The organism is Cerasibacillus sp. JNUCC 74 (assembly GCF_053667775.1).
Genome location: NZ_CM132207.1, coordinates 4,120,227 through 4,144,094 on the forward strand (window position 1 = coordinate 4,120,227; position 23,868 = coordinate 4,144,094).

Genomic DNA, 23,868 nt, shown 5'->3' on the forward strand with positions numbered 1-23,868 from the left:
CATGTTTTTATTGCAATACTTTTTTCCTACGACTTAAATAATGGTTTTTATTTGTCGATACTATTTATAGACGTTTATATACGTATTATATTTGGAGGAGGAGAAAAGATGCGTAAGTTATACATATTGTTGTTCGTACTACTTTTTCTTATACTTTTGGCGTCCTGTTCTTCAGAAGATAAAAGCGAGAAAAGTAAAGAGACAATGAGCTTTGGATTATTAGTAACTGAAAGCGGATTAGGAGATGCTTCATATAGTGATTCTGCCCTTAGAGGGTTAGAAAAAGCCCGCGACGAACTTGGTATCACGTTTGATTATCGTGAACCTGTTGAGAGAGATTTCAAAGAACAATTGCAAGAACTTATAGACAGAGATTATGACGTCATCATTGGACTTGGATTTAATGCACAATCTGCCATCAATGAACTTGCTGATCAGTATCCCAAAAAACAATTCATTTTACTTGATGCTGTTTCCGATCGTGAAAATGTAATTTCTATTTCCTTCAAAGTAGATGAGGGAAGTTATTTAATTGGAATGTTAGCTGGAATGAAGACAAAATCAGATACCGTTGGCTTCATAGGTGGGGAAAAACTTCCAGCAATCCAGGAATTTGAACAGGGCTTTCGCGAAGGCGTCAAAAAGGTGAATAAAAACGCAAAAGTACTTGTTGATTATACAGGAACGTTTGGCGATGATAAAGCTGGAAAGGATACGGCCAACAAACAAATTAAAAAAGGAGCAGATTTTCTTTTCCCTGTCGCTGGTTTTACAGGAATTGGAGCATTAACTGAGGCACAAAAAAAGAATATTTATGCTTTTGGGGTAGACAGTGATCAATTTTTTGTAGCAGAAAAAGCTGTCGTTTCTTCCATGCTAAAAAATATAGATATCGCCTTATATAATATTGTTAAAGAAATTGCAGATGGAAAAGCCGTAACTGGTGAACATCTAGAGTTAGGAATTAAAGAAGAAGGGGTTGGCTTAGCTCCGATTCGAATCATTAAATTATCACATAATGAACAACAAAAACTCAATGCTGTCATGGAAAAAGGGGTTGATTAAGTTATGTCTATCGGTAAACGATTATTTATTTTTTCATTAATTCCTTTGTTACTCAGCCTCTGCTTAATCGTTCTTATTCTGTTTGAAATGAACGATATTCAAAAATCCTCAAGTGATGATGTTGAAATATTGTTAGAAGGAAAAGAGTTGAGGGGTACTTTTTTGACAACCAGTCAGGTGCTTAACAACTATGCTTCCAACCCTTCTGAAGCAAATAAAAATGAAATTAAAGCACAGCTTGATACTTTGAATGATGATTTAAAGGGAATAAAGAAAAATTTAAAAACGAAAGAGCAACAGTATTGGTATGAACGAATGTCAGGAAAGTATCAGGAAACAAGAAATGTTGCCAATGATGCTCTCGATTCAAAGAATGCAAATGTTATTAAACGAGAAGCAGCCAGAATATCCGGTATAATGAATGATGTCTTTATGCTCCAGCGTTCAGCTGATAAGTGGTTTGCGAGTGAAACTCTAAAACGTAAAGAAGCAATCAATGATATTGTTACAATGATGATTTTTGCCAGCATCATCTTAGTTACGGTTTCTCTTTTTTCCATCTGGCGCTTAACTGCTAAAACAGCAAAACCCATTCACCGCTTAGCTGAAATGGCCACATCTATAGCTGGCGGGGATTTAACGATTAATATAGATGTAGACAATAAAAGAAAAGACGAAATTGGCCAATTGATTTACGCTTTTAAACAAATGGTTGAAAATTTGAAGCAGACCATTAAAGCTGTCGAACAAATAGGAAATAACGTACAAACATTTAGTACAGACTTGACGCGCGAAATGCAAATTTTGACTGAGAGCGCTACCCAAGTAGCCACTTCAACGGACGAAGTCGCTCAAGGTAGTCAATCCATTTCTGAGGAAATCCAAAACGTAGCTGTAAAAGTGGAACAAATGAATAATAATTTTGAAAGAAATGTAGAAGGTAGTGAACTTTCCAAACAATCTAGTGAAGTAGCCTTAGACTCTGTAAAAAATGGGCAACACTTGATGGAAGAACAACGAACAATAATGGAACAAAGTAAGGAGTCTACAAAATCAATAGAAACTTCCGTTCATTCTTTTGTTAACTATATCGAAGAAATTAAATCAACCGCTCAACTTGTCAAAGATATTGCTGAACAGACAAACCTTTTAGCTTTAAATGCAGCAATTGAAGCTGCACGTGCAGGAGATCATGGAAAAGGGTTTGCTGTTGTTGCAGATGAGGTTCGTAAACTCGCTGATGAATCTTCAGAAGCGACGAGACAAATCTTTTTAATGGTGCAAAATATCCATTCGGGTATTGCTAATATTGAAGAAGCAACGACACATGCAAGTACGTTATCAGATAAACAAGCTCATTCACTGAATGAAACTGTCGGTGCTTTTACTACCATTGAAAACAAGGTGTCAGCAATCTCCACACAGCTTGGACAGCTAGCCTCCGATATCAATGTCTCAAGTGAGATGAGCTCACTTATTGTCGCTTCTGTCCAAAATATTAGTGCCGTGACCGAAGAAACAGCAGCTGGTACCGAGGAAATTTCAGCAACAGCTAAAGAACAGCAACATTCCTTCCAGCATGTACAAGAGCAAGCAAAGCAGCTTGAAGAAATGAGCGATCAATTAATAGTGAAGCTAAATCAATTTAAATTAGATTCGGAAAGCTAGAAAAAAAGCTTCTAAACAAAAAGGGGACAATCAAGTAGCAGTAAAAATAAATATAATTATAAACAAGCCGTGCAAAAAAAGAGCAGTGTCAATTATGATGTGACCCCTGGCAAGTAGACAGTATTAAAAAAGCAAATTATACAGTCTAAGCTGAAATAATAGGGGCTTCAAGATGTTTAATTTCTTCTGAAAACGTGGCTGGTTTTAGAAGCGAATATATTTCTTTACAGCGTCTTTGACTTCTTCAGGTGTTCGAAATGAGTAAAGGTAAAAAGCATTCCGTTTTTAAGCTAAAGAAATTTTCCATACAAGCATTATTCCAACAATCCTTTTCTGGACATACTAGCTTTCATTTGATAATTTTAATTAGGTTGTTATATTGGCGGCGGGATGTATACTGGAAAACCTCATCTCTATAAGGAGGAATCCTGTTACATTCCGTTTTTTCTTTGCCTTTTTGAGTATATCCATGACCAGCTTCATTGAACGAAATACCCAATTCCTCAGCGACTCTATCTTACTCCATGCCATCTTTCAAATAACGATCTACTGCTTTCTTCTTGAATGTTACATCATATGTCTTATTGATTTTTCCCATAAAAAATCCCCTTATAGTAGACAGATGGATATGCTTTCTTTTTCCTGTCTATTATAAGGGTTTCCTATCATTTAGACCTTGCTTGTTTTATCTACTATTTATCTTTTGCCTTCTTATCCAAAATAGAGCGTAGTTCGTTAATTTCTTCATCGGATAAGGTTTCTTCCTCCATAAACTGAACGAGGAGTGATTTCAATGCGCCTCCATAAATTCGCTGAATAAAAGATTTTGCTTCTGTTCGCTGACATTCATCCTGTGAATACAAAGGGAAAAACGTATAAACCTTTGTATCCCGATTTACACCAACAACCTCTTTTTGAACAAGTCGATCTAAGAGTGTGCGCACTGTTTTAGGGCTCCAGTCCGTATGTGCCTGTAAAGCTTTATATACTTCATTAGCTGTTTGGGGCTGCGGGGATCGTTTCCATAACGATTCCATGACTTCCCACTCGGCTTCCGATATTTTTGGTACATGCTTCGTCATTGCTAATTTCCCCCTATTCTTTCTGAGATCTATGCTTTAGAATGCCTTCATCGGTTATTTAAAAATTTTCCTCTGGTATATAGATGTGTTTATCCTTTAAAATCGATAGCGTTATATCCGTTGCTTCGCTTCCAGAAGCATGATCGTCTCGCTGAATATTGGTGGCAAAAAAGTACGTATTCCCCTTTGTCTCTACATAGCCAATAAACCAGCCGTTTGTATTTTTCTCATTTACGCTGCCTGTCCCTGTTTTACCTGAGAGAATAGACCCGTTTGCTTCCTCTAACTGAATAGCATCTTTCACCGTCTGAATATTTTTTTCCTTGAACTGAAATTTGTTTGTGTAAAAGTCTCGAAGTAATTGTACCTGCTCTACAGGAGATATCCGTAAAGAGGATTCGAGCCAATATCCTGCTAAGCCTCCTGAAATATCACGATTTCCGTAGTTAATTCGTTTTAAATATGCTTCGATCTTATCCTCTTGCACCATCTGATCTAACTTCTGAAAATACCATGTTACTGAAAATGCCATAGCCGATGATAGATCATGATCTTGATTCCAAGAATCATACGGATAAGAATTGCCACTCCATTTCATGGTGGAATGATCAGGTTTAATCACATTTGCTTCTAAACCTAATAAAGCACTGAATATCTTGTATGTGGAGTTAGGTGATACCCTTAATGTACTCCGATCCTGATTGTAAATGGTATAAGCATCCGCATTCCTATCATATAAGACAAAACTGCCTTCATAATCGTGAAAGTATTCGCTTAAGTCCTCATAACTAACCCGGTTATGGTGGAATTCATAGCGATCCTGCTTAGACATCATAGCTGATACAAATGGAATTTGGCTAAAAACAACCATAAACATTAGAATAAAAACGCCGATACTTACAAGCTTTTTACTCCTGCGCTCCGGTTGATAAGCAGCAATTTTCATAATCCGCCTTTTTATTTGCGATTTTGAACCGTTCAGCTGATTAGCTAATGAAATAGGCTTGAAGGTTGAGAATGAGTGAATAAAATGAATCAGTGTTTTCCCATATGGTGCGTGGTCATGTTTGTCCAGCCTATTTAATACAGCTGTATCACACGCAATTTCTCTATCAAGACGTATTTCTCGAAAAGCAATCCATAGAAGCGGATTAAACCAGTAAATGAATTGATAAAAAATCAGCAGATAATTCGTAAATGTATCTTTATGCTTATAATGAGTAAGCTCATGAAGAAAAATATATTTAACCTCTTCTTTGGAGAGCCATTGATGAAAGCCGCTAGGAATAACCACATAAGTCGTGAATAAGCCAAACGTCATCGGTGATGCAGCCAGTGGAGCTTGTAACAGTCTTATCTTTTTGGATATATGAAGTTTCCTTTTACATTCATTAAATAAGTCTAGCACGTCTTTATCTTCTACAGCCATAGCTGAATACTTTATGCTTCTGAGCTTCAACCATGCATGGAAATAAAGCATAAAGAGCACCAATATCCCTATAAGCCAGATACTCGCAATAACTATATTAAAATTATCTAAATCAGGACGATTCACATTGGTTGCAAAATCCTGCATCCACGTATTATCGCTTATGTCCAGTGCTTGCTCAGCGCCAACGTTTGATCTATTGCTTTCATTCTTTTGATTCTCTTGGAAAGTATGAAATGGCATAAGATGAGATTCCACTACTAAATTTGTTGGTATAAAAGGAAGTGTCAACGCAAGTAGCAAGAGAAACCATAGATTATAATGCCATTTAGCTGATAACTGATTTCGGAATACTTTCTTAATCAGTAAAATAATAGCAATCGTAAAGGAAGAGACAAGCAATCCCGTAATAAAAAGCGTTAGAAACATGAATTCCCCTCCATTTTAATTTTTTGGTTTAATGAGGGTTTTGACAATAATGATTAAAAAATATATTATCCTTAAATCCCTTATTCTATTGTATTTTCACAACATCATTATATAAGACAGCCATATTTTGACTCTTATTTTTTGTTGACTTCATTCGACTACAATTGTAGTATAAAATTACACTTGTAGTCAATATAAATTTACTTCATTTCTTAGTAACTTGGTATACCTTGATTGATTACATTTGTAGTCTGTACATTTTAAATTCATACAATACTTTGGAAAGGTTAGGAGATGGTAGCGGTGAAACGAATATGGTTTAGGGCAGCTTTGGTTGGTTTACTTCTATTTATTACTACGGGCTGCTTCAAATCGGAAGACCCTGAAGATATATATCAAGCATATTTAGTAAGCTGGCAGCAGATGGACTTTGAAAAAATGTATCAGTACCTGTCTCAAGCAACAAAAGAAAAGGTGCCAAAAGAACTATTTGTTGATCGATATCAGAAAATTTATGACGGTATAGAAGTTGAAAATCTAGAAGTAGATGCAATAAAAAACAAACAAGATGATGATCATTCCGAATCAAAAGTTTTTAAATACCGTTTAAAAATGGAGACCTTAGGTGGTCCTATTGAATTTGAACACGATATGACCCTTGTAAAGGGAACAAAGGAATCAAACCAAGATTCGGGAGTTATATGGAACCCTTCACTTATTTTCCCCTCTATGGAAGAAGGAGAGCAGATATCTGTACAGCACCTCCATGCTCCGAGAGGGGAAATTAGAGATAAAGAGGGAAGCGGACTAGCTATTAATGCTGACACCAATGTCATCGGTGTCGTTCCAGAGAAGCTTGAATCAGAGCAGGCAAAAGTTAAGTTGCAAAAGCTTTTAAATATCAAAAAAAAGGAGCTGGATCAGACCTTAAATGCTGACTGGGTAAACCCAAATTCATTTGTTCCACTAGCTACACTTCCTGTTGGCAAGGACAATCTGGATAGCTATTTGAAAATACCCGGGGTAAAAGTTCAGAAGAAAACCGTTCGTTCCTATCCTTTTGGTCCCGCTACTGCACATTTAACAGGCTATGTACGTGAAATTACTGCTGAGCAACTTGCTAACAGAAAAGGAAAAGGTTATTCTGCCGGCGATATAATCGGTCAGGCCGGTTTAGAAAGCATCTTTGAGGATCGTTTGAAAGGAAAAGACGGTGTGCACATCTTTATTAGGCATGCTGATGGAAGTTTGAAGCAAACACTAGCCAAAACAGATGCTGTTCCCGGAGAAGATATTCAATTAACCATTGATACAGCACTTCAAGACAATATATATCAGCAGCTTGAAGGCAATGCAGGAACTGCTGCTGCTATTGAACCGAAAACAGGGGCGATTCTATCCTTAGTCAGTTCTCCCTCCTACGATCCCAATGCTTTTGTATTAGGACTCACGGATGAGCAATGGGCAGAGTGGAGTGAAGATCCCCAAAAACCGTTATTGAATCGCTTTACAAATTTGTATGCCCCTGGCTCCGTGTTTAAAACACTGACAGCTGCAGTTGGACGGAAAGCTGGTATAACGGATCCAAATAAAGTCAGACATATAGACGGATTGAAGTGGACAAAGGATGAATCATGGGGAGATTACTATGTTACAAGAGTCAGTGACAAGTCTAAGGTAACGTTACGCGATGCTTTTGTTTATTCTGATAATATTTACTTTGCTCAAGAAGCGTTGGATATTGGACTGGAAACTTATACACAAGAAATAAAGCGGTTTGGATTTGAGGAAAAGCTGCCCATTCCTATTACAATCAAACCTTCCATTCTCTCAAATAAAGGTATAAAAAATGAAATTCAATTAGCTGATTCAGCCTATGGTCAAGGGGAAGTGATGATGAGTCCGCTGCACCTGGCTTTGGTTTATACACCTTTTGTGAATGAAGGCGATATGCTCTATCCATATTTGCTAAAAGGGGAAAAACGAAAAATATGGAAACAGAATATGATTCCTTCAGAAATAGCTAATCAGATTACCAACTATCTTATCCAGGTAGTGGAAGATCCACATGGTACTGCACGTGGTACTTATATCCCCGGTATGACCATTGCTGGAAAATCGGGGACAGCTGAAATCAAAGCAACGAAAGATGACGAAAAGGGAACAGAAAATGGCTGGTTTGTAGGCTATGATACGGAACAAGCTGAGCTGTTACTTACCATGATGGTTGAAGATGTGAAAGAACGTGGAGGAAGTGGATATGTCGTAACCAAAGCAAGAAAAATCTTTCAGTCTATAAAGTGAAACTTCATTTAGTAGGAGTTTTCCTCCATCTCCTACTGGAATGTTACCGCAAGGGTTGACCTAAAGACCCTTGAACGAATCGGGCATTTAAGTGCTGCTAGCTCCCGCTTAGACTTGTTTTTGATACCTCCAACTCTTGAAGTAGTAGCCTTATAGCACCTTACACGCGGGCTAAAGCAATGACTGAAAAAAGGGAAGAGAAAATATGGCTAAAAAGAAAAAAAGAGAGCAAATTTCCTTTCGCGTCAATATCGTCTTTCTGCTCATTTTCATCCTGTTTGCGGTACTCATCCTTCAATTAGGCGTTGTACAAATTTTAAATGGGGAAATTTTTCAAGATAAAATTGAACAAACGATCCAAGAAACATCCAGAGTGTCAACTCCTAGAGGAAAAATGTATGACCGCAACTATCAAATAGTTGTTGATAATGAACCAGTATATGCTATCACATATACACCTCCCAAAGGTGTTCAAGCAAAAGATCGTCTGGAACTTGCTGAGAAGCTTTCCAAACAAATCACCATGGTACCAAAAGGAGAGAACCCGAAAGCTTACTTAGACGGCCTATTGACAGAAAGGGATTTACAAGAATACTTGTATTTGCTGCATAAAGACAAGATAGAAATCAGATTATCTGAGCAAAAAAGAGCTAATTTGAGTAACGAAGAAGTCTATAATGCTATATTGGGTTTAATCACGACAGAAGAAATGAATCAGCTTACTGTTGAAGAAAAAGAAATAATTGCTATTAAAAAACAACTGGATAAAGCAACTGAATTAACTCCCCACATCGTCAAAAACGAAGGGGTGACCAAAAAAGAATATGCGAGTGTTGCGGAAAACTTAACTGAACTCCCGGGCATCAATGCAACAACTGATTGGAATCGATCTTATCCTTTCGGTGAAACAATCCAAAGCCTATTCGATGATATTTCATCTCATAAAGAAGGACTGCCTTTAGACCAATTAGAATACTATCTGACCCTTGGATACAGCCGAAATGATCGAGTCGGAACGAGTGGGCTGGAAAAACAGTATGAAGATCTGCTTCGAGGCAGAAAAGAACAAATTGTATATAAGACAAATAAATATGGTGAGATTGTGAACCGAAATATTGCGGTAGAGGGACAACGGGGGAAAGATTTAGTTCTAACAATAGATATGGAATTTCAACAAAAAGTAGATATTATCCTTCGTGATGAAATGGAAGCTGTAATAAACAAGTATCCTTATGAAAACAGATATATGCAAGATGCTTTAGCCGTTGTCATCAGACCAAAGACCGGAGAATTATTGGCTGTTTCCGGACAATATTATGACCGAAAAAAGAAGGAATTCCACCATGCTGCCCATAAAACGATCTATGATCAACATATTCCAGGATCAGTAGTGAAAGGGGCTACCGTTTTAGCAGGCCTTCAGTCAGGAGTTATTCATCCTGGAGAAAGACTTTATGATATCCCAATGAAAATTAAAGGAACACCTGAAAAAAGCTCCTATACCGATTCTGCACTTGGTTGGCTGGATGACCTTGATGCTTTAAAGCGGTCATCGAATGTGTATATGTTTTATATCGCATTAAGGATGGGTGGAGAATATAATTACCAATATAACCAGCCTGTATCGTTTCGGGCTACGTCATTCCAAAAAATGCGCAACCATTTCTATCAATTTGGACTGGGTATTACAACAACTGTTGATTTTCCGAATGAAAGCACAGGGTATAGTGGCTCAAATCCCGTTGCTGGTAACCTCATGGACTTTGCCATCGGTCAATATGATACGTACACAACGATACAGCTGGCCCAATATGTTTCAACGATTGCCAATGATGGCTACAGAATACGCCCGCATTTTTTAAAAGAAGTCCGTATCCCTGAGCCATCCTCGACAGAAGTCGGTCCTTTGTTTAGGAATGCTCATACTACTGTATTAAACCGAATTGAAATGAAGCAGGAGTATATAAAACGTGTGCAGGAAGGCTTCAGGCGAGCATACCAAGAACCTAGTGGCACTGCTTATGCTGCATTTAATGGAAAAGACTATGATGCTATCGGAAAAACGGGAACAGCAGAAAATACCTTTAACGGAGATTACACAGAAAACCTATCTCTGATTGGATATGCGCCTAAAGACAATCCTGAAGTTGCCTTCGCTGTAGTCGTTCCTCACACTGGGAAAGCGGAACATGTAAACCTCAAAATAGGCGAACGTATTATGGATGCCTACTTCGACCTGAAGGAAGACCGTATGAATCGTGGCTCGGAAAAGTAATACTTATATGAAATAAAAGCTTGAAGGCGATAAAAAAGGGATGAATCTTTATCCATCCCTTTCTTCAGTCTATTGAATCATGAAAGCTAATCTCCACGAAAATGATCTTCCATACAAAGGTTCCCGAAATATTAACTCACCAAAACCTATTCCAACAGAACGATTAATGTTAAATGAGGATGTGCATGTTTTACAGGGTTTTATTTAACTTGATAATTTATTGATAGGAAGCTTTTGCAATTGTTTTTTACCGCCAAGAAAAATATTTCTTGACAGTAATATTGCTAATATTCAATAATTCACCTAACAACAGGTATAAAACAAGCACAACAAGCTCAAAGATATAATAGTCATGCTTTTCTTAAAATATGTGGATCTACAGAAGCTCTTAAGACAGTATGGACATGATCGTGTTGCAAGCTCACTGAAACTTGGAATCGCCGGAAAGCCATCTGAACGAGGTTTAATAAGATTCCATTCAAGATTAAAAGGAGGAAATATCTTAATGATCGAACAAAAAATTGTCCCACATCTATGGTTTAATCAAGAAGCAAAAGAAGCTGCACAATTTTACACATCCATTTTTCCGTCTTCAAAAATCACCAATAACGTAATAATTCACGACACACCATCTGGTAATAGCAATATCGTTTCTTTTAAACTCGCAGGTTATTCATTCATGGCAATAAATGGAGGCCCACATTTTCAATTTAATCCTTCCATTTCTTTTTTTGTTAATTTTGACCCTTCAAGAGATGAGAACGCGAGGGAAAAATTAGATCAACTCTGGGAAAAGCTATCCCAAGGTGGAACACCACTTATGCCACTTCAAGAATACCCATTCAGTAACCGCTACGGATGGATACAGGATAAATATGGCTTGACATGGCAGCTGATCCTTACAAACCCATCTGGTGAAGACCGACCTTTTATTGTACCTTCATTGCTGTACGTTCAAGATGTATGCGGTAAGACAAAAGAGGCCAGTGACTTTTATATTTCTGTTTTTAATAACTCAAGACGAGGAGAAATCGCTTTTTATCCTGCTGGCATGGAACCAGAAAAGGAAGGGGCTGTGATGTTTACAGATTTTATGCTTGAGAAGCAATGGTTTGCTGCTATGGACAGTGCTCAGTCACATAACTTCAAATTTAATGAAGCTATTTCACTATTAGTTCGATGCGAAAATCAAGAAGAAATTGATTACTACTGGGAAAAGCTTTCCTCAAATCCAAAAGCAGAACAATGTGGTTGGTTGAAAGATAAGTACGGTGTTTCTTGGCAAATCTGGCCGGAGATTATGGGAGAAATGATGGCAAACGGGACGAGGGAACAAATAGATCGATTAACAAAAACATTTCTTCAAATGAAAAAATTTGACATTGAAAAATTAAAAGAAGGTGTCAAGGGAAGTAATATTACGCTGCCTAAATTAAAACATGATTGATTTTAATAGGTGGTTTGAAATAAAAACGAATCGTTTCCCCCTTTGAATATGATTGTCTAAAGGGGAAAATTTTTTATAGTGAAAATGGCACAATAATATTCCATATACTGGCTCGTTAATGGAATAAACTGCTGATTCAACAAATTCACATGGATTAGGGGGCTTCTATTTAATAATTTACTTACATTTCAAAAGCCTATTTAAGGTTAAAAACTATTTCTTTAGCAAAGGAAATCTCCCCCAAAAAATAGCTTAATGCCTGTCTACAAGCTATTTTCTTGTAAACACTTTCAAGTCTAAGTAAAATAAACAGTATAAGAAAACTATAAACAAAGCGGGGGAGTTCGTAATGAACAGCAAAGTAAACACAGAACAACGAATTGATAAATCATACAAGCTATATATCGGTGGCCAATGGGTAGAAGGCACAGAAGGCAGAAAAATAGCTAGTTATAATCCTAGTACCGGTGAAAAACTCTCTGAAGTGATTGATGCGACACATGCTGATGTCGATGCAGCAGTTGAAGCAGCGACAAAAGCATTTCAATCTTGGAAAACTGTCGGCGTTGAAGAAAGAAGTAAATTACTTCTTAACATTGCTGATTTGATCGATGAACATGCAGATCATTTAGCAATGGTTGAAACATTGGATAATGGTAAACCCCTGAGAGAATCACGCGGCGCCGATGTTCCATTAAGTGCAGATCATTTTCGCTATTTTGCTGGCGTTATTCGTTCTGAAGAAGGAACTGCCAAAGAATTAGATGATGATACATTAACTTTAACTTTAAAAGAACCAATTGGTGTTGTAGGTCAAATTATTCCATGGAACTTCCCATTATTAATGGCTGCCTGGAAAATTGCTCCTGCAATTGCAGCAGGGAATACCGTTATTATTCATCCGTCTTCATCAACTTCACTTAGCATATTAGAATTAGCTAAATTATTGGATCAAGTATTACCTCCAGGTGTTGTTAACGTCATTACTGGTAGAGGTGCTGATTCAGGGGATTACATGCTCCACCATGAAGGCATTAGTAAATTAGCCTTTACTGGATCAACAGAAGTTGGTTATACAGTAGCAAAAGCAGCCGCTGACCGTTTAATACCATCTACATTAGAACTAGGTGGAAAATCTGCAAATATTTTCTTTAATGATGCACCATGGGAAAGAGCAATTGAAGGTGCTCAATTAGGTATTTTATTTAACCAAGGGCAAGTATGTAGTGCTGGATCACGTATTTTTGTTCAAGAGGGCATATATGATAAATTTGTTAGTGAATTAAAAATAGCTTTCGAAAATATTAAGGTCGGCCTCCCTTGGGAAGATGGCGTGCAAATGGGTGCGCAAATCAATCAAAAGCAACTTGATAAAATATTACAATACGTTGAACTTGGTCAAAAAGAAGGCGCTACATTGATAACAGGCGGTTATCAAATCAAGGAAAACGGCTTAGAAAATGGTGTATTTATGGCACCAACTATTCTTGCTGATGCTTCTAATCATATGCGTATCTCACAAGAAGAGATCTTTGGCCCTGTTGCAACTATTATTAAATTTAAAACAGAAGAAGAAGTCATTCGTTTAGCAAATGAATCCGAATACGGCCTTGGTGGCGGTGTATGGACAAAAGACTTGAATACTGCACTTCGCGTATCCCGTAAAGTAGAAACAGGCCGCATGTGGGTAAACCAATATACTAACTTCTCAGCTGGTGCTCCATTTGGTGGGTATAAAAAATCAGGTATTGGTCGTGAAACATATAAGAGTGTTCTCGATGCCTACACCCAAACAAAAAATATTTTCATCAGTATGAAAGAAGAAAAAGACGGGCTATATTAATCTCATTAAAAGCTGTGTCTATAAGCATTTAGCTTAGAAGACACAGCTTTTTTTTGTATGGACATGGCTTGCTAATACACGATCGTTCTGTCATTCTTTCGTAATATCATTCGCTTTTTTATACATATTTCTATATATTCGTTTTACTTATTACTCTTTTTTCATGTATATTACAAGTAGAAGTGTTTTATTTTTAGTTATTATAAGGAGCGATTATATTGGAAAGAGTAGTCGGAACAGTTGTTAGAGGCCTTCGTTGTCCAATTATTAATCAGGGAGACAATATTGAGCAAATTGTTGTCAATAGTGTATTAAAAGCTTCCGAGGTGGAAGGTTTTCAAATAAATGATAAAGATATCGTTACAGTAACAGAATCAGTCGTAGCGCGTGCTCAAGGTAATTATGCCTCAATTGATCATATTGCTAAAGATGTTCGTTCCAAATTTGGTGAAGAAACGATTGGCGTCATATTTCCTATTTTAAGTCGGAATCGTTTTGCGATTTGTCTCCGCGGTATTGCGAAAGGGGCTAAAAAAATTGTCCTCATGCTGAACTATCCATCTGATGAAGTGGGAAATCATTTAGTAGGTCTGGATATGCTTGATGAAAAAGGCGTTAACCCTTGGACAGATGTGTTAACAGAAAAAGAATTTCGAGACCTTTTTGGCTATCAAAAGCATCCTTTTACTGGAATTGATTATATCAATTATTATAAATCCATTGTGGAAGAATACGGTATGGAATGTGAAGTGATTTTTTCAAATCAGCCAGAAACGATTTTAGATTATACTAAAAATGTGCTAAGCTGTGATATTCATTCACGATTCAGAACGAAAAAAATCTTAGAGGCCAATGGGGGAGAAAAAATTTACAGCCTGGATGACATCTTAACTGAGCCTATTGATGGCAGTGGCTATAATGAAGCATACGGCCTTTTAGGTTCTAATAAATCAACCGAGAATACGGTTAAACTTTTCCCAAGAAAGTGCCAGCCTATTGTAGATAATATTCAACAAATGCTGAAAGAAAAGACTGGAAAAAATGTAGAAGTGATGGTATACGGAGATGGCGCATTTAAAGACCCTGTAGGAAAAATTTGGGAGCTTGCTGACCCTGTCGTCTCACCTGCTTATACATCTGGTCTTGAAGGCACGCCAAACGAAGTGAAATTAAAATATCTTGCGGATAATAATTTTGCAGACTTAAGAGGAAAAGAACTCGAGGAAGCAATTAACAACTATATTAACAATAAAGCCGAAGACCTTGTAGGTTCCATGGAAACACAAGGAACAACGCCGAGAAAACTTACTGACCTTATCGGCTCCCTATCTGACTTAACCTCAGGCAGTGGCGACAAAGGTACACCAGTCATCTACATCCAAGGATATTTCGATAATTATACGAAATAAGTAGGGAGTCAAGTACAGGCACCATCCGGAAAATAGGTGGTGCCTGGCTTAATTCTTTTATCCTTTATAAACTATCTGCTTCTCTTCTAGAGCTAATTTTATGGATACCAATTAAAAAAACTGTAGATACGCTTAAATTACCCACAGTTAAAAGATACATGTACTCTACAAAGCAGCCTAGGTTCCTTCGTATATTCTATTTTTTTAAAATGCTAGATTTTTATTTAACCTTTTAGCTAAATTGAATGCTTCCACGCCTTTTTCTTGTTCTTAAGCTCTTATCGTATAATTATATGAATGGGAGACAATTAGAACGCTAAAATTGTCTAATCACTGCAACAAGGACAGCCATTATATCCCCACCGGACTAATAAAGGTATCTGCACCTATTGGCAATAATTTATGCATTATATAAAAGTAGATTGCTTTGGTCTTATTTCTATATCGTATGTTAGTAAATATGGTTTCAAAGAGTGTGTCAATAATTTTGTGTAAATCCCTTTTTTACAGACATGGTTAGCCAGTTGTTCGGGAGGTAATTGCTCTTATTCTACAGCGATAGCTACTAGCCCTTACCTTGGGTTTCTTCCTCGTGATCCGTCTTTATAGCTAAGTAATGTAACCGTTATCTGTTAACGACTCCGCTTTCCCCTGTTAATTGTCTTATCTCTAGGATGTTACTTCTTCAATATAAAAAGTATTTATTACTATATAATAGTTTTCTAATGTAATTTGGAAAATTGACCCTAAAAAATATGTATTTATCCATTAAATCTTGGTTACGATGATAGTATGGTATATTTTTTAGATAATAAGTAGAAGCAGGGGGGTATGCAGTGGAATTGTTACAAATATCTTTAAAATTAGTCATCGGTTTCTTTATTCTATTTCTCTTAATCCAAGTTATTGGAAAGAAAATAATAGATAAATATACTCCATTCCATTTTATTTCAGCTATTGTCTTGAGCGAATTGTTAGGAAATGCTATGTATGAAAAAAGTGTTCCTATCACCCATATCATTTTCACCATACTTATATGGGGATGTTTAGTATTAATAGTAGAATACATTGCTCAAAAATCCCTTTTATTAAGACGAGTGTTCGAAGGTAAACCAACAATGGTGATTCGACATGGTGAGATCGATTTTGAACAATTAAAAAAGAGTCGCATGAATATTAATCAATTACAAAGCTTACTTCGCCAAAGTGAAATTTTCTCCATTCGTGAAGTGGCATTTGCACTAATAGAACTTAATGGCTCCATCAGTGTATTAAAAAAATCACAGTATCAAAAAACAACTTTACAAGACTTTAATATGCCTCCACAGCCTGTATACCTTCCGATAACACTAATTAAAGATGGTGTATTAATTAAAGAACACTTAAAAGAAATAAACAAAGATGACCAATGGTTAAAGAACCAGTTATTAGACCATAACATCAGCAAAATGAAAGACGTACTTTTTGCAGAATGGCTAGAAAACGATGGTTTATTTGTGATTCCACATAAATCACTTTTACATCATAAAAAGGATAAAGGGTAAATAAATGTAAGTTCGTATGGGGTAGTACTTCTTAAGATTCATTAATAGGATAATTTGAGCTTCTAATTTAAAGAACCCATCTGAATATTATTTATTCTGTTTCTATCTTTGAAAAATTGCTGTAATTCTTTCTACCGTTTTCTACACTCGGTTACGTATCGCAAAAAATCTATACTATACAAACGGAATCAGTCTGCACAAAAACTCAAAGCATAAGGTGTACAATGCGCCTAAAATATGCCTAAATTATGATAATCTGTCAATAACCACCCATATTTCGTTAAATCAAGCAGCTGTGGTGGTTACAACACCTATTCATTCAATCTGTCGGACAGCTCCTAGGCTAGCGAGATCGCTGGTCGATGAGTGGTGTGACGAGCTGTTGAAACGACCTCACGCCGGTCGCCATACGCGTTGAGCATCTCGGAGTCGTGCATAGACACAATGGACCGTGCGGCCGTGCACGACGGAGTCCGCAAGCAGATCGATGACCTTTCGCGGGTTGGCTGCGTCGAGTGAATGTGAAGCGGTGGGCTCAGCGGCGAACAGATCACTCGTACTTGTAGATGGCATGAACAGCGCAAAATCGCTACTTCCCGCCCTCACTCACGTGGCGCTGGCCTACTCACCTTCTTCCACCGCCTCTTGAGACCCATCTGCTCAAGCATCTGCATTTTTAGTTTCCGTGACGCTTCGTCCCAGGCCACTTGCCTGCATGGCGACATTGAAGGCAACCGACTCCTCATTATGATACTGTAATCTAAAGTATGAACGCTGTGTGGTCACGCCAGAATTGACGTCGTTCCGTTCCTTGTGACATCATCTCTGTCGATCAAGATGCTTCCCTAATCCACTTGGGGAAACAGCCCGAGGCGGTGCAAGTGTATGGTCTTTCTACATCCGCTCGAACCAACGAGGGCAGTCATGACCCCGGGCGTGCAACAAACAGTCTCACCGTCAGCCGGCCGCCTACCAATTGCTACAGAAACGCCCTGGGATTCAATCAACCATCTGCACCTCTCCGATCAAATTCGACGCCTACTAACGCCATTGAAACACCAACGTGCAGCAAACAAATGGCTTAGTGGCACCACAAGCAATCCATACGCCGCGGCCACGAGTACAGCTCCCAACGCATCAGGCTTTTGGAAGAAGACTACGACGCCCACGAGACCGACCCCAACAAGCAATTCCTTCGCCACTCGGCTCTGGAGGATCCGCGCCCATGACCGGCCTGCCACCCGCAGCGGGAAGTCACGCTTTGCCTGAAGCAGTGCGGTGATCAACGCACTGATCGCAGCAGCGACAGTGAAAGCAACAACTAATGCAATCAGCGCAAGATTCTGCAACCACACAACGTACGCTGCGAACTGCGCGAGGAGAATCCCCTCTTCGGCAATGTAGGCAACTTTCAATTCGCCTTTGAGGCCGCGATCTCGTAGCGCCTGTACGTCGAGACCATGCCGCTCTAACAATTGCTGCGTAGCAGTCACACCGGTGAACACAATGTTGCTACCCGAGGCCATGGATGTCAAGGCAGAATCGTTAAAGGTGTCGTAAAGCGAAGGCACGACGACGACTAGGACATCGTCCGCAAAGTGAAGCCTTTCGCCCCCTCCTCCTTGAGCCACCGGCAACCGAAACCCGTCGACCGGCCGCAAGAACTGGAACTGTGCGAACAGTTCCTTGGAAAGCTCTCCCCTCGATAAGAGTTCAGCCTCTTCTCGAACCATTCGTGTAACGTCTTCTGGAAGGCTATGATAAGGTACCGATGTGACAGCAGGCTGTGGAGCACCCGTGGTCACCAGATCAAGCCAACGCTGATTCACGTAGGAAATGGCCGAGTACTCCCCCAAATCGGCCGGCATTGTCATTTCTTGAGTGTAAGTGTAGGAAAGAGCGACCGCATCAAGCGATTCCGCATCCTTCACCAGCTTGCCAATCATCGGCTCCATGTGGTCCATTTCGTCAACGTCGGTCGCAAACACAATGGCAACCTGGTCTGCAAGTTTCTTCCACTGCGCCATTTCAGCAGCCATAGCGGATGAGTGTTTGTATGCGGACCAAGCAGGCCCAGCCGCCGCCACTACCAAGAGGAACGTTAGCGCTTGGATCACGATCGCCGCCGAACGCAGGCTCTTTACCGCCGGCTGTCTCGTGGCGAGCATGGTAGCACTAGGCCAAGCAGAGGCAGACATGATAAGTGCAGCGAGCAGGGATACAGCAATGACGGCGATTTGCAGACTGACCAGCGCCTTGAGGTAGGTACCGACGTACATCCAGCCATGAAACACACCTACATAAACTGCTGCAGCCAGGGCTACGGCGCCCGCCGAAACCAGCAGCACACCCCCGAACCCGGCCAGATCCTGTACCTGAATCCGCACGGTCGGGCATCCGCCCAGAACACGAAGAGCACGCCCTCGCGCCCTCAGCGACAACCAGAACAGTGCTAGCGCCACAATCAGCGCAAACGCCGAAAGAACCGCGGCAGCAAATCCTCTTTCTTGAATCACGAATCCAAGACTGTCAAAAATTGACGCATCCCCGCGGCCAACTTCCACGCCTGCACTTTTCAGCGTGTCCTCGAATTCGCCCAAGTGAGCTTTTTCGCCGGTTACGAGATAGAATCCATCGGGGTAAGAGGTGGCAAGTCGATCCTTACCAACGATCTTTCCTACACCATCACCGCCGAACCAAGTAAATTCGGCGGGTAGATCCTCATCGTTAAGTGCAACGAAGATCTGGTCATCACCGTCGCTGGCAAGATCCGGCGCGACCTTGACCAGACCAAGATCCCAGCGCGTATCAAGCTCCTCCAGCTTTGCAAACGCTTCAGTAACGGAAAAACTCGATTCGCTAAAGTTGAGGCTAAACCTACTTTCGACACCAATAGCCTGTGGAAAGTCTCGATCATATAGGTCGGTGATGATCGCTGCCAGCAGGGCTAGCAGAGCAAACAATGCACCTGCGACAGCCACTATGATACGCTTATACACAAGCGGGCCCTCCAATAACTATCCGAACTCTCCATGCTAAGCCCCGGCGACCGCAACCGGTATCGCCGGGGTTCGGCGTAATCGCCTCAATTAGCAGGTAATGTTTTTTCATTTATTTCATTCCTCCTCATTCAACCAGCTAAATACTTTTACTCTGTAACTAATTTATCACCAGCCGTTCGCCAAAATCGCCATATGTACAGTAGACCAGCGCCTCATACTTGGCGCAGTTGGCGGCGTCAGTCAGGTTCGGATTGACGACATCCGCTAGTCTGCATTGACACAAGTGGCAAACAACAGTTGCGCCGAACCGGCTGTGCGGAAATTCGTGTTAGCGCTTCACCAGATGCACCGGAACCCCAAACCCGTCACGGCGGCTGAGTAGGTCGGCGATGGCGTCACGCTCGGATTTCGAACCATAGTTCACCATAACTAGCCCTCGGTCCTGGTCATCGGAACACGGTTTTCCCACTTCGACCGTAATGTCATTACTGAGCGCTTTGATCTCCTCAGCGAGGTCTTGGTGACTAGTAAGCGCTGCATTGACCTCCGCTACGGTCGGTAGCTGGTCGCATGGCGGGTGCGTATCCCTTGATACTGGGATCCACCCGTTTAGGAGCGCAACTACTCCCACTACCAACAGTAAGCCAACAACACCGATAATAATCTTAGTGCCCGATTTCATGAGGTCCCTCCTAGACTAGCAGGATCGCTGGTCGATAAGTGGTGTGACGAACTATTGGAACCGACCTCATGCCGGGCGCCACACGCGTTAATCATCTCGGAGTCGTGCGTCGAAACAATGACCGTGCGGCCGCGCGCAGCGAACTCCGCAAGCAGATCGATGACCTTTTGCCGATTGGCTGCGTCGAGTGAAGCCGTGGGCTCATCAGCGAACAGTATCGTAGCATCTTTGTAGATGGCACGAGCAAGCGCGAGTCGCTGCTTCTCTCCCCCACTCAGGTGGCTGGCCAACTCACCTTCTCGACCCTGAAGACCGGTCTGCTCAAGCACCTGCGCCAACCGTTCTTGGTTTCCCGTGACGCGTCGTCCTAGAACGCTCGTCTGCATGGTCACATTGAAGGCGACCGATTCCTCATCCATGATGCCGTAATCCTGAAGTATGAACGCTGCATGATCACGCCAGAACCGACGCCGGGCCGCAGTGCTGTACCTTGTGACATCATCTCCATCGATTAAGATGCGCCCCTGATCCACTGGAAGCAACAGCCCGAGACAGTGCAAAAGTGTCGTCTTTCCACATCCGCTCGGGCCAACAAGGGCTGTCATAATCCCGGGCGTGCAACGAACGGTCTCACCGTCAAGCACGTTCCGCCCACCAATTGCTACCGAAACGTCCTGGGCTTCAATCAACATCTGCATCTCCGTCAAATTCGACGTATACTGAGGACATCGCCAACGCAGCGAATATCCCTTTGACCCTTTGAGTCAAGGGTCTCGTCTTTTTCCTATACAAAAGTTTTTTCATTTATTTCATTCCTCCACATCCAATTGTCCATTTTTGTCACTTTTTTTACTCTTGAAGCTATTTTTCGCCGCCCACTTACCATGTCGGTACGGGAGCGGTTTTTTCTTGCCCTTGTTGGCGGTGTCTTGGCATCCTATTCCTTTTTTACCAAACGGATCAATTTCTTTTTATAACTACAAGCGAATATCCTTACCCCATTCATTTGTATACTATACGGCCTGTTAACAAATGCAAGACCTATCGGCAGCCGAGGCAAAAGGAATTTGCTGCTTGTTGAGATTTTGATATCCTGCGCCTCCCAATATGTACTTATCTATTATTATACAAACAAACTGAATTGGAAAAAAGGTTCATGAATTCTTAGTTTTACAAGAAAATTTTAACATAGATTTGGCAAATAGAATGAACACATGCCGATTAGTAGCTGATTTCTAGCTTTTTTACACAGTACCGGACAGTTTTTGCTCTCAGTGAAGCTCAAATTTGGAAAACATAAGATGCTTTTACATCAATTGCTAAATTTCACCTTAAATAATCTGTAAGGTATAAATCATTCCCCAACTTGAAGGGGGAAATTGAGGCTGCACTCTACTCCTTAATTACCTACAGCTTCTCGCTTATTTATCCCGCATGTAAGGTGCCGTAAGACTCTCACTTCAAGACCTTGAGTTGATCCAAAGGGTCTAAGTGGGAGAAAACGGCACCTAAATGCCCGATTCGTTCGACTAACATTCAGTAGGTGATGGAAGAAAACTCCTACTGAATGAAGTTTCACTTTATATTTTCAAAACCGTTTTCCTTAAAAAAATTTTTGCAAACTCTCAGATATTAATTTCCATTTAGCGAACAACCTTCTCTAACCATTTGTTGGCTACCAGTCCGAATAGCTATCAAAGCTTTACTAATTAACGGTATTATATTACTGATAGTGCATCTTGTAAATTTCGTGAAATTATTCCCAATAAAACTTCAGAAATGAAAGCCATTTCGAATTACCACATGAATTATTTCTTTTGTCATATCACAAAACATTCCTAGTTTTTTATGTACGAAGTAAGCTTAAATAAAAAAAGATTTTTCTTGATCTGAAACGTTTCGCTTAACTTACAGTGCAATAGCCAAAAGCAATAATCTTTAAAAAAGAACTAATAGGTAAACATAACTAAGTCGAAGCCCGGAAAATGCAGGCATGGAAACACATAACAGAATTTTCTACCGAGACTAATTACGATAAAAACTACAAAGTAGATCTAGTACAAGAATTTGGTCTTCCCAAAAATGATCCTTCATTCATATTTTATTGCCTTTTTCATAGATATGCTCTCTTTTTTTTGGTATGGTTCCTTGGCAAGCCATGGAAAGAAACCTACTTTTCGTGTGGATATATTACTATGAAGGAAATTTGATATATCATGTCACGAAAAAGCTCTCCAACAATCAGAACGCAGTACATTCCTAAACATTATCTAAAAATTCCAGAACGCGAAAGCACCAGGTGATTAAATGTGCTGCCCCCCTTAAAACGGAGGTATTACCCATGAACGCTCAGAACTTAGAAGCTTTGTAAGCACTGGGATAAAAACTGCCACTTGTAAATATTCTAAATCTGGGAAATAACATTCCCGCACCGACATGATAGGTGGACGGTAGGCAAGCTAATTCAGCTTATGACATAATATATTCTTATCTGGAAATTAATGCAAAGAAAACAATTTTAACTCGCTCGACATCAATGACCTGTGGAAAGTCCCGATCATATTGCTCAAGTGATGGTCGCTGCCAGCAGCGTAAACAGAGCAAATAACGCACCTTCCGACAGCCACTATAATGCGTGCTTATACAAAAGCGGGAACTCCAAGAACTATCTGGAACTCACCATGCTAAACCCCCGGCAACCACAGCCGGTATCGCCTAGATTAGTTGACACGGTAGAAGTAACGACCCTTCAGACCCGGCGAGTTTATGGTTCCAACATAGGCGTTAGAGTATTTCCCCGGAGCGGTATCTAAACTCCTGTTAGTCTTTTCCACTTTGCCGTCGATGAGCTTTTGTACTGTCGAGCCGTGGACCTTTGTCGGATGGTTATACTCGGAGCGGAGTCCGGCGTTCACGAATCCGTACCTCCATGTTCCACCTTCTGCTGGGTACTGGTAGTGATAACCTGGATTCACCCAGGCTTGTCCAGGTACTACCGCGGCCCCCACCAAAGCGATGGCCATCGCCAATGCAGCTAACGTCACTTTGATCATTCGAGTCAAGGGTTTCCTCTTTTGCCTATACAAAAGTTTTTTCATTTATTACATTCCTCCTCATTCATCGGACTATTTTTGCCAATATTTTTACTTTTCAATCTAAATTTGATACCGCCCACCTACCATGTCGATGCAGGAGGGGTTTTTTTGCTCTTGTTGCCTTGACTAAATTTAGTATGATTGTAAAATTAAGTAAAGTAAAGAGCATTTCGACTTATTAAATAGTTTGAAAATTGGTTATTTATTACTATTAATTAATATTCTAAATTATTCGTGGAATACGTTTTGATAGTATAAAAAATTTGCTAGTTTACATTCCCTCCGTAGTTTTTCCATAGACCAAATCGAAGGGATGTTTATTATTCATAGCAGAATACATTGCTCAAAAAACCCTTATTAAGAAATGTGTTAAAGCGATTTTGAACAATTAAAAAAAAGTACCAATGAATATTTGTCAATTACAGAGCCTACTTCGCAAAAGTGAACTTTTCTCCATTAATGAAGTGGCATGTGTACTGTTAGAACCTAATGGCTCTGTATTAATTAAAAATAAACAAAGACGACCAATGGTTAAAGAACTGTTATTAGCCTATAACATCAAGCAAAATTGAAGATGTACTTTTTGCAAACGGC

At 40.0% G+C, this 23,868-nt stretch carries 15 protein-coding genes; 9 read left to right on the forward strand and 6 right to left on the reverse strand.

Features of this window, described 5'->3' with window-relative positions; translation table 11 throughout:
* The first annotated feature begins 108 nt into the window (after positions 1 to 108).
* Complete coding sequence (locus tag JNUCC74_RS18185; RefSeq protein WP_454066395.1) at positions 109 to 1,065, forward strand: BMP family lipoprotein; 957 nt, start codon at positions 109 to 111, stop codon at positions 1,063 to 1,065.
* Positions 1,066 to 1,068: 3 nt separating this feature from the next.
* Positions 1,069 to 2,733 carry a methyl-accepting chemotaxis protein gene (locus JNUCC74_RS18190; protein WP_454066396.1) on the forward strand — a complete coding sequence of 555 codons (1,665 nt, stop codon included), beginning with the start codon at positions 1,069 to 1,071 and terminating at the stop codon, positions 2,731 to 2,733.
* Between the two features lie 692 nt (positions 2,734 to 3,425).
* Here JNUCC74_RS18190 and blaI read toward each other — a convergent pair.
* Together blaI and JNUCC74_RS18200 are read right to left on the reverse strand one after the other, a co-directional pair.
* On the reverse strand, positions 3,426 to 3,815 hold the full coding sequence (gene blaI, locus JNUCC74_RS18195; RefSeq protein WP_454066397.1) for a penicillinase repressor BlaI: 390 nt from the start codon (positions 3,813 to 3,815) through the stop codon (positions 3,426 to 3,428).
* Between the two features lie 58 nt (positions 3,816 to 3,873).
* Positions 3,874 to 5,673 carry a BlaR1 family beta-lactam sensor/signal transducer gene (locus JNUCC74_RS18200; protein WP_454066398.1) on the reverse strand — a complete coding sequence of 600 codons (1,800 nt, stop codon included), beginning with the start codon at positions 5,671 to 5,673 and terminating at the stop codon, positions 3,874 to 3,876.
* A gap of 303 nt (positions 5,674 to 5,976) precedes the next feature.
* Between JNUCC74_RS18200 and JNUCC74_RS18205 the strand changes: the two genes are divergently transcribed.
* The 6 genes from JNUCC74_RS18205 (at position 5,977) to JNUCC74_RS18230 (ending at position 16,495) form a co-directional block, all read left to right on the forward strand.
* Positions 5,977 to 7,977: a penicillin-binding transpeptidase domain-containing protein gene (locus tag JNUCC74_RS18205; RefSeq protein WP_454066399.1), complete on the forward strand. Its 2,001-nt coding sequence runs from the start codon at positions 5,977 to 5,979 to the stop codon at positions 7,975 to 7,977.
* A gap of 205 nt (positions 7,978 to 8,182) precedes the next feature.
* Positions 8,183 to 10,252: a peptidoglycan D,D-transpeptidase FtsI family protein gene (locus JNUCC74_RS18210; protein ID WP_454066400.1), complete on the forward strand. Its 2,070-nt coding sequence runs from the start codon at positions 8,183 to 8,185 to the stop codon at positions 10,250 to 10,252.
* 505 nt (positions 10,253 to 10,757) lie between these two features.
* The gene (locus JNUCC74_RS18215) at positions 10,758 to 11,699 is read left to right on the forward strand and encodes a VOC family protein (protein WP_454066401.1); all 942 of its coding nucleotides are present in this window, start codon (positions 10,758 to 10,760) and stop codon (positions 11,697 to 11,699) included.
* A 349-nt stretch (positions 11,700 to 12,048) separates the two neighbouring features.
* Positions 12,049 to 13,542, forward strand: coding sequence for an aldehyde dehydrogenase family protein (locus tag JNUCC74_RS18220; RefSeq protein WP_454066402.1), 1,494 nt, complete (start codon positions 12,049 to 12,051; stop codon positions 13,540 to 13,542).
* A 218-nt stretch (positions 13,543 to 13,760) separates the two neighbouring features.
* Complete coding sequence (locus tag JNUCC74_RS18225; protein ID WP_454066403.1) at positions 13,761 to 14,951, forward strand: coenzyme F420-0:L-glutamate ligase; 1,191 nt, start codon at positions 13,761 to 13,763, stop codon at positions 14,949 to 14,951.
* An 836-nt stretch (positions 14,952 to 15,787) separates the two neighbouring features.
* Positions 15,788 to 16,495, forward strand: a complete 708-nt coding sequence (locus JNUCC74_RS18230) for a DUF421 domain-containing protein (protein ID WP_454066404.1) — start codon at positions 15,788 to 15,790, stop codon at positions 16,493 to 16,495.
* A gap of 1,025 nt (positions 16,496 to 17,520) precedes the next feature.
* Here JNUCC74_RS18230 and JNUCC74_RS18235 read toward each other — a convergent pair.
* From JNUCC74_RS18235 to JNUCC74_RS18250, 4 genes are all read right to left on the reverse strand, one after another.
* Positions 17,521 to 19,494, reverse strand: a complete 1,974-nt coding sequence (locus tag JNUCC74_RS18235; protein WP_454066405.1) for a hypothetical protein — start codon at positions 19,492 to 19,494, stop codon at positions 17,521 to 17,523.
* Between the two features lie 331 nt (positions 19,495 to 19,825).
* Entirely contained in the window at positions 19,826 to 20,179 is a 354-nt protein-coding gene (locus JNUCC74_RS18240) for a hypothetical protein (protein ID WP_454066406.1), read from the reverse strand.
* Positions 20,176 to 20,871 carry an ABC transporter ATP-binding protein gene (locus JNUCC74_RS18245; RefSeq protein ID WP_077318815.1) on the reverse strand — a complete coding sequence of 232 codons (696 nt, stop codon included), beginning with the start codon at positions 20,869 to 20,871 and terminating at the stop codon, positions 20,176 to 20,178. Before JNUCC74_RS18245 ends, JNUCC74_RS18240 begins: the two co-directional genes overlap by 4 nt.
* A 2,028-nt stretch (positions 20,872 to 22,899) precedes the next feature.
* Complete coding sequence (locus JNUCC74_RS18250; protein WP_454066407.1) at positions 22,900 to 23,277, reverse strand: lactococcin 972 family bacteriocin; 378 nt, start codon at positions 23,275 to 23,277, stop codon at positions 22,900 to 22,902.
* A 401-nt stretch (positions 23,278 to 23,678) separates the two neighbouring features.
* On the opposite strand from JNUCC74_RS18250, the gene JNUCC74_RS18255 reads away from it, so the two are divergent.
* Positions 23,679 to 23,846, forward strand: a complete 168-nt coding sequence (locus JNUCC74_RS18255) for a YetF domain-containing protein (RefSeq protein WP_454066408.1) — start codon at positions 23,679 to 23,681, stop codon at positions 23,844 to 23,846.
* Positions 23,847 to 23,868: the final 22 nt, after the last annotated feature.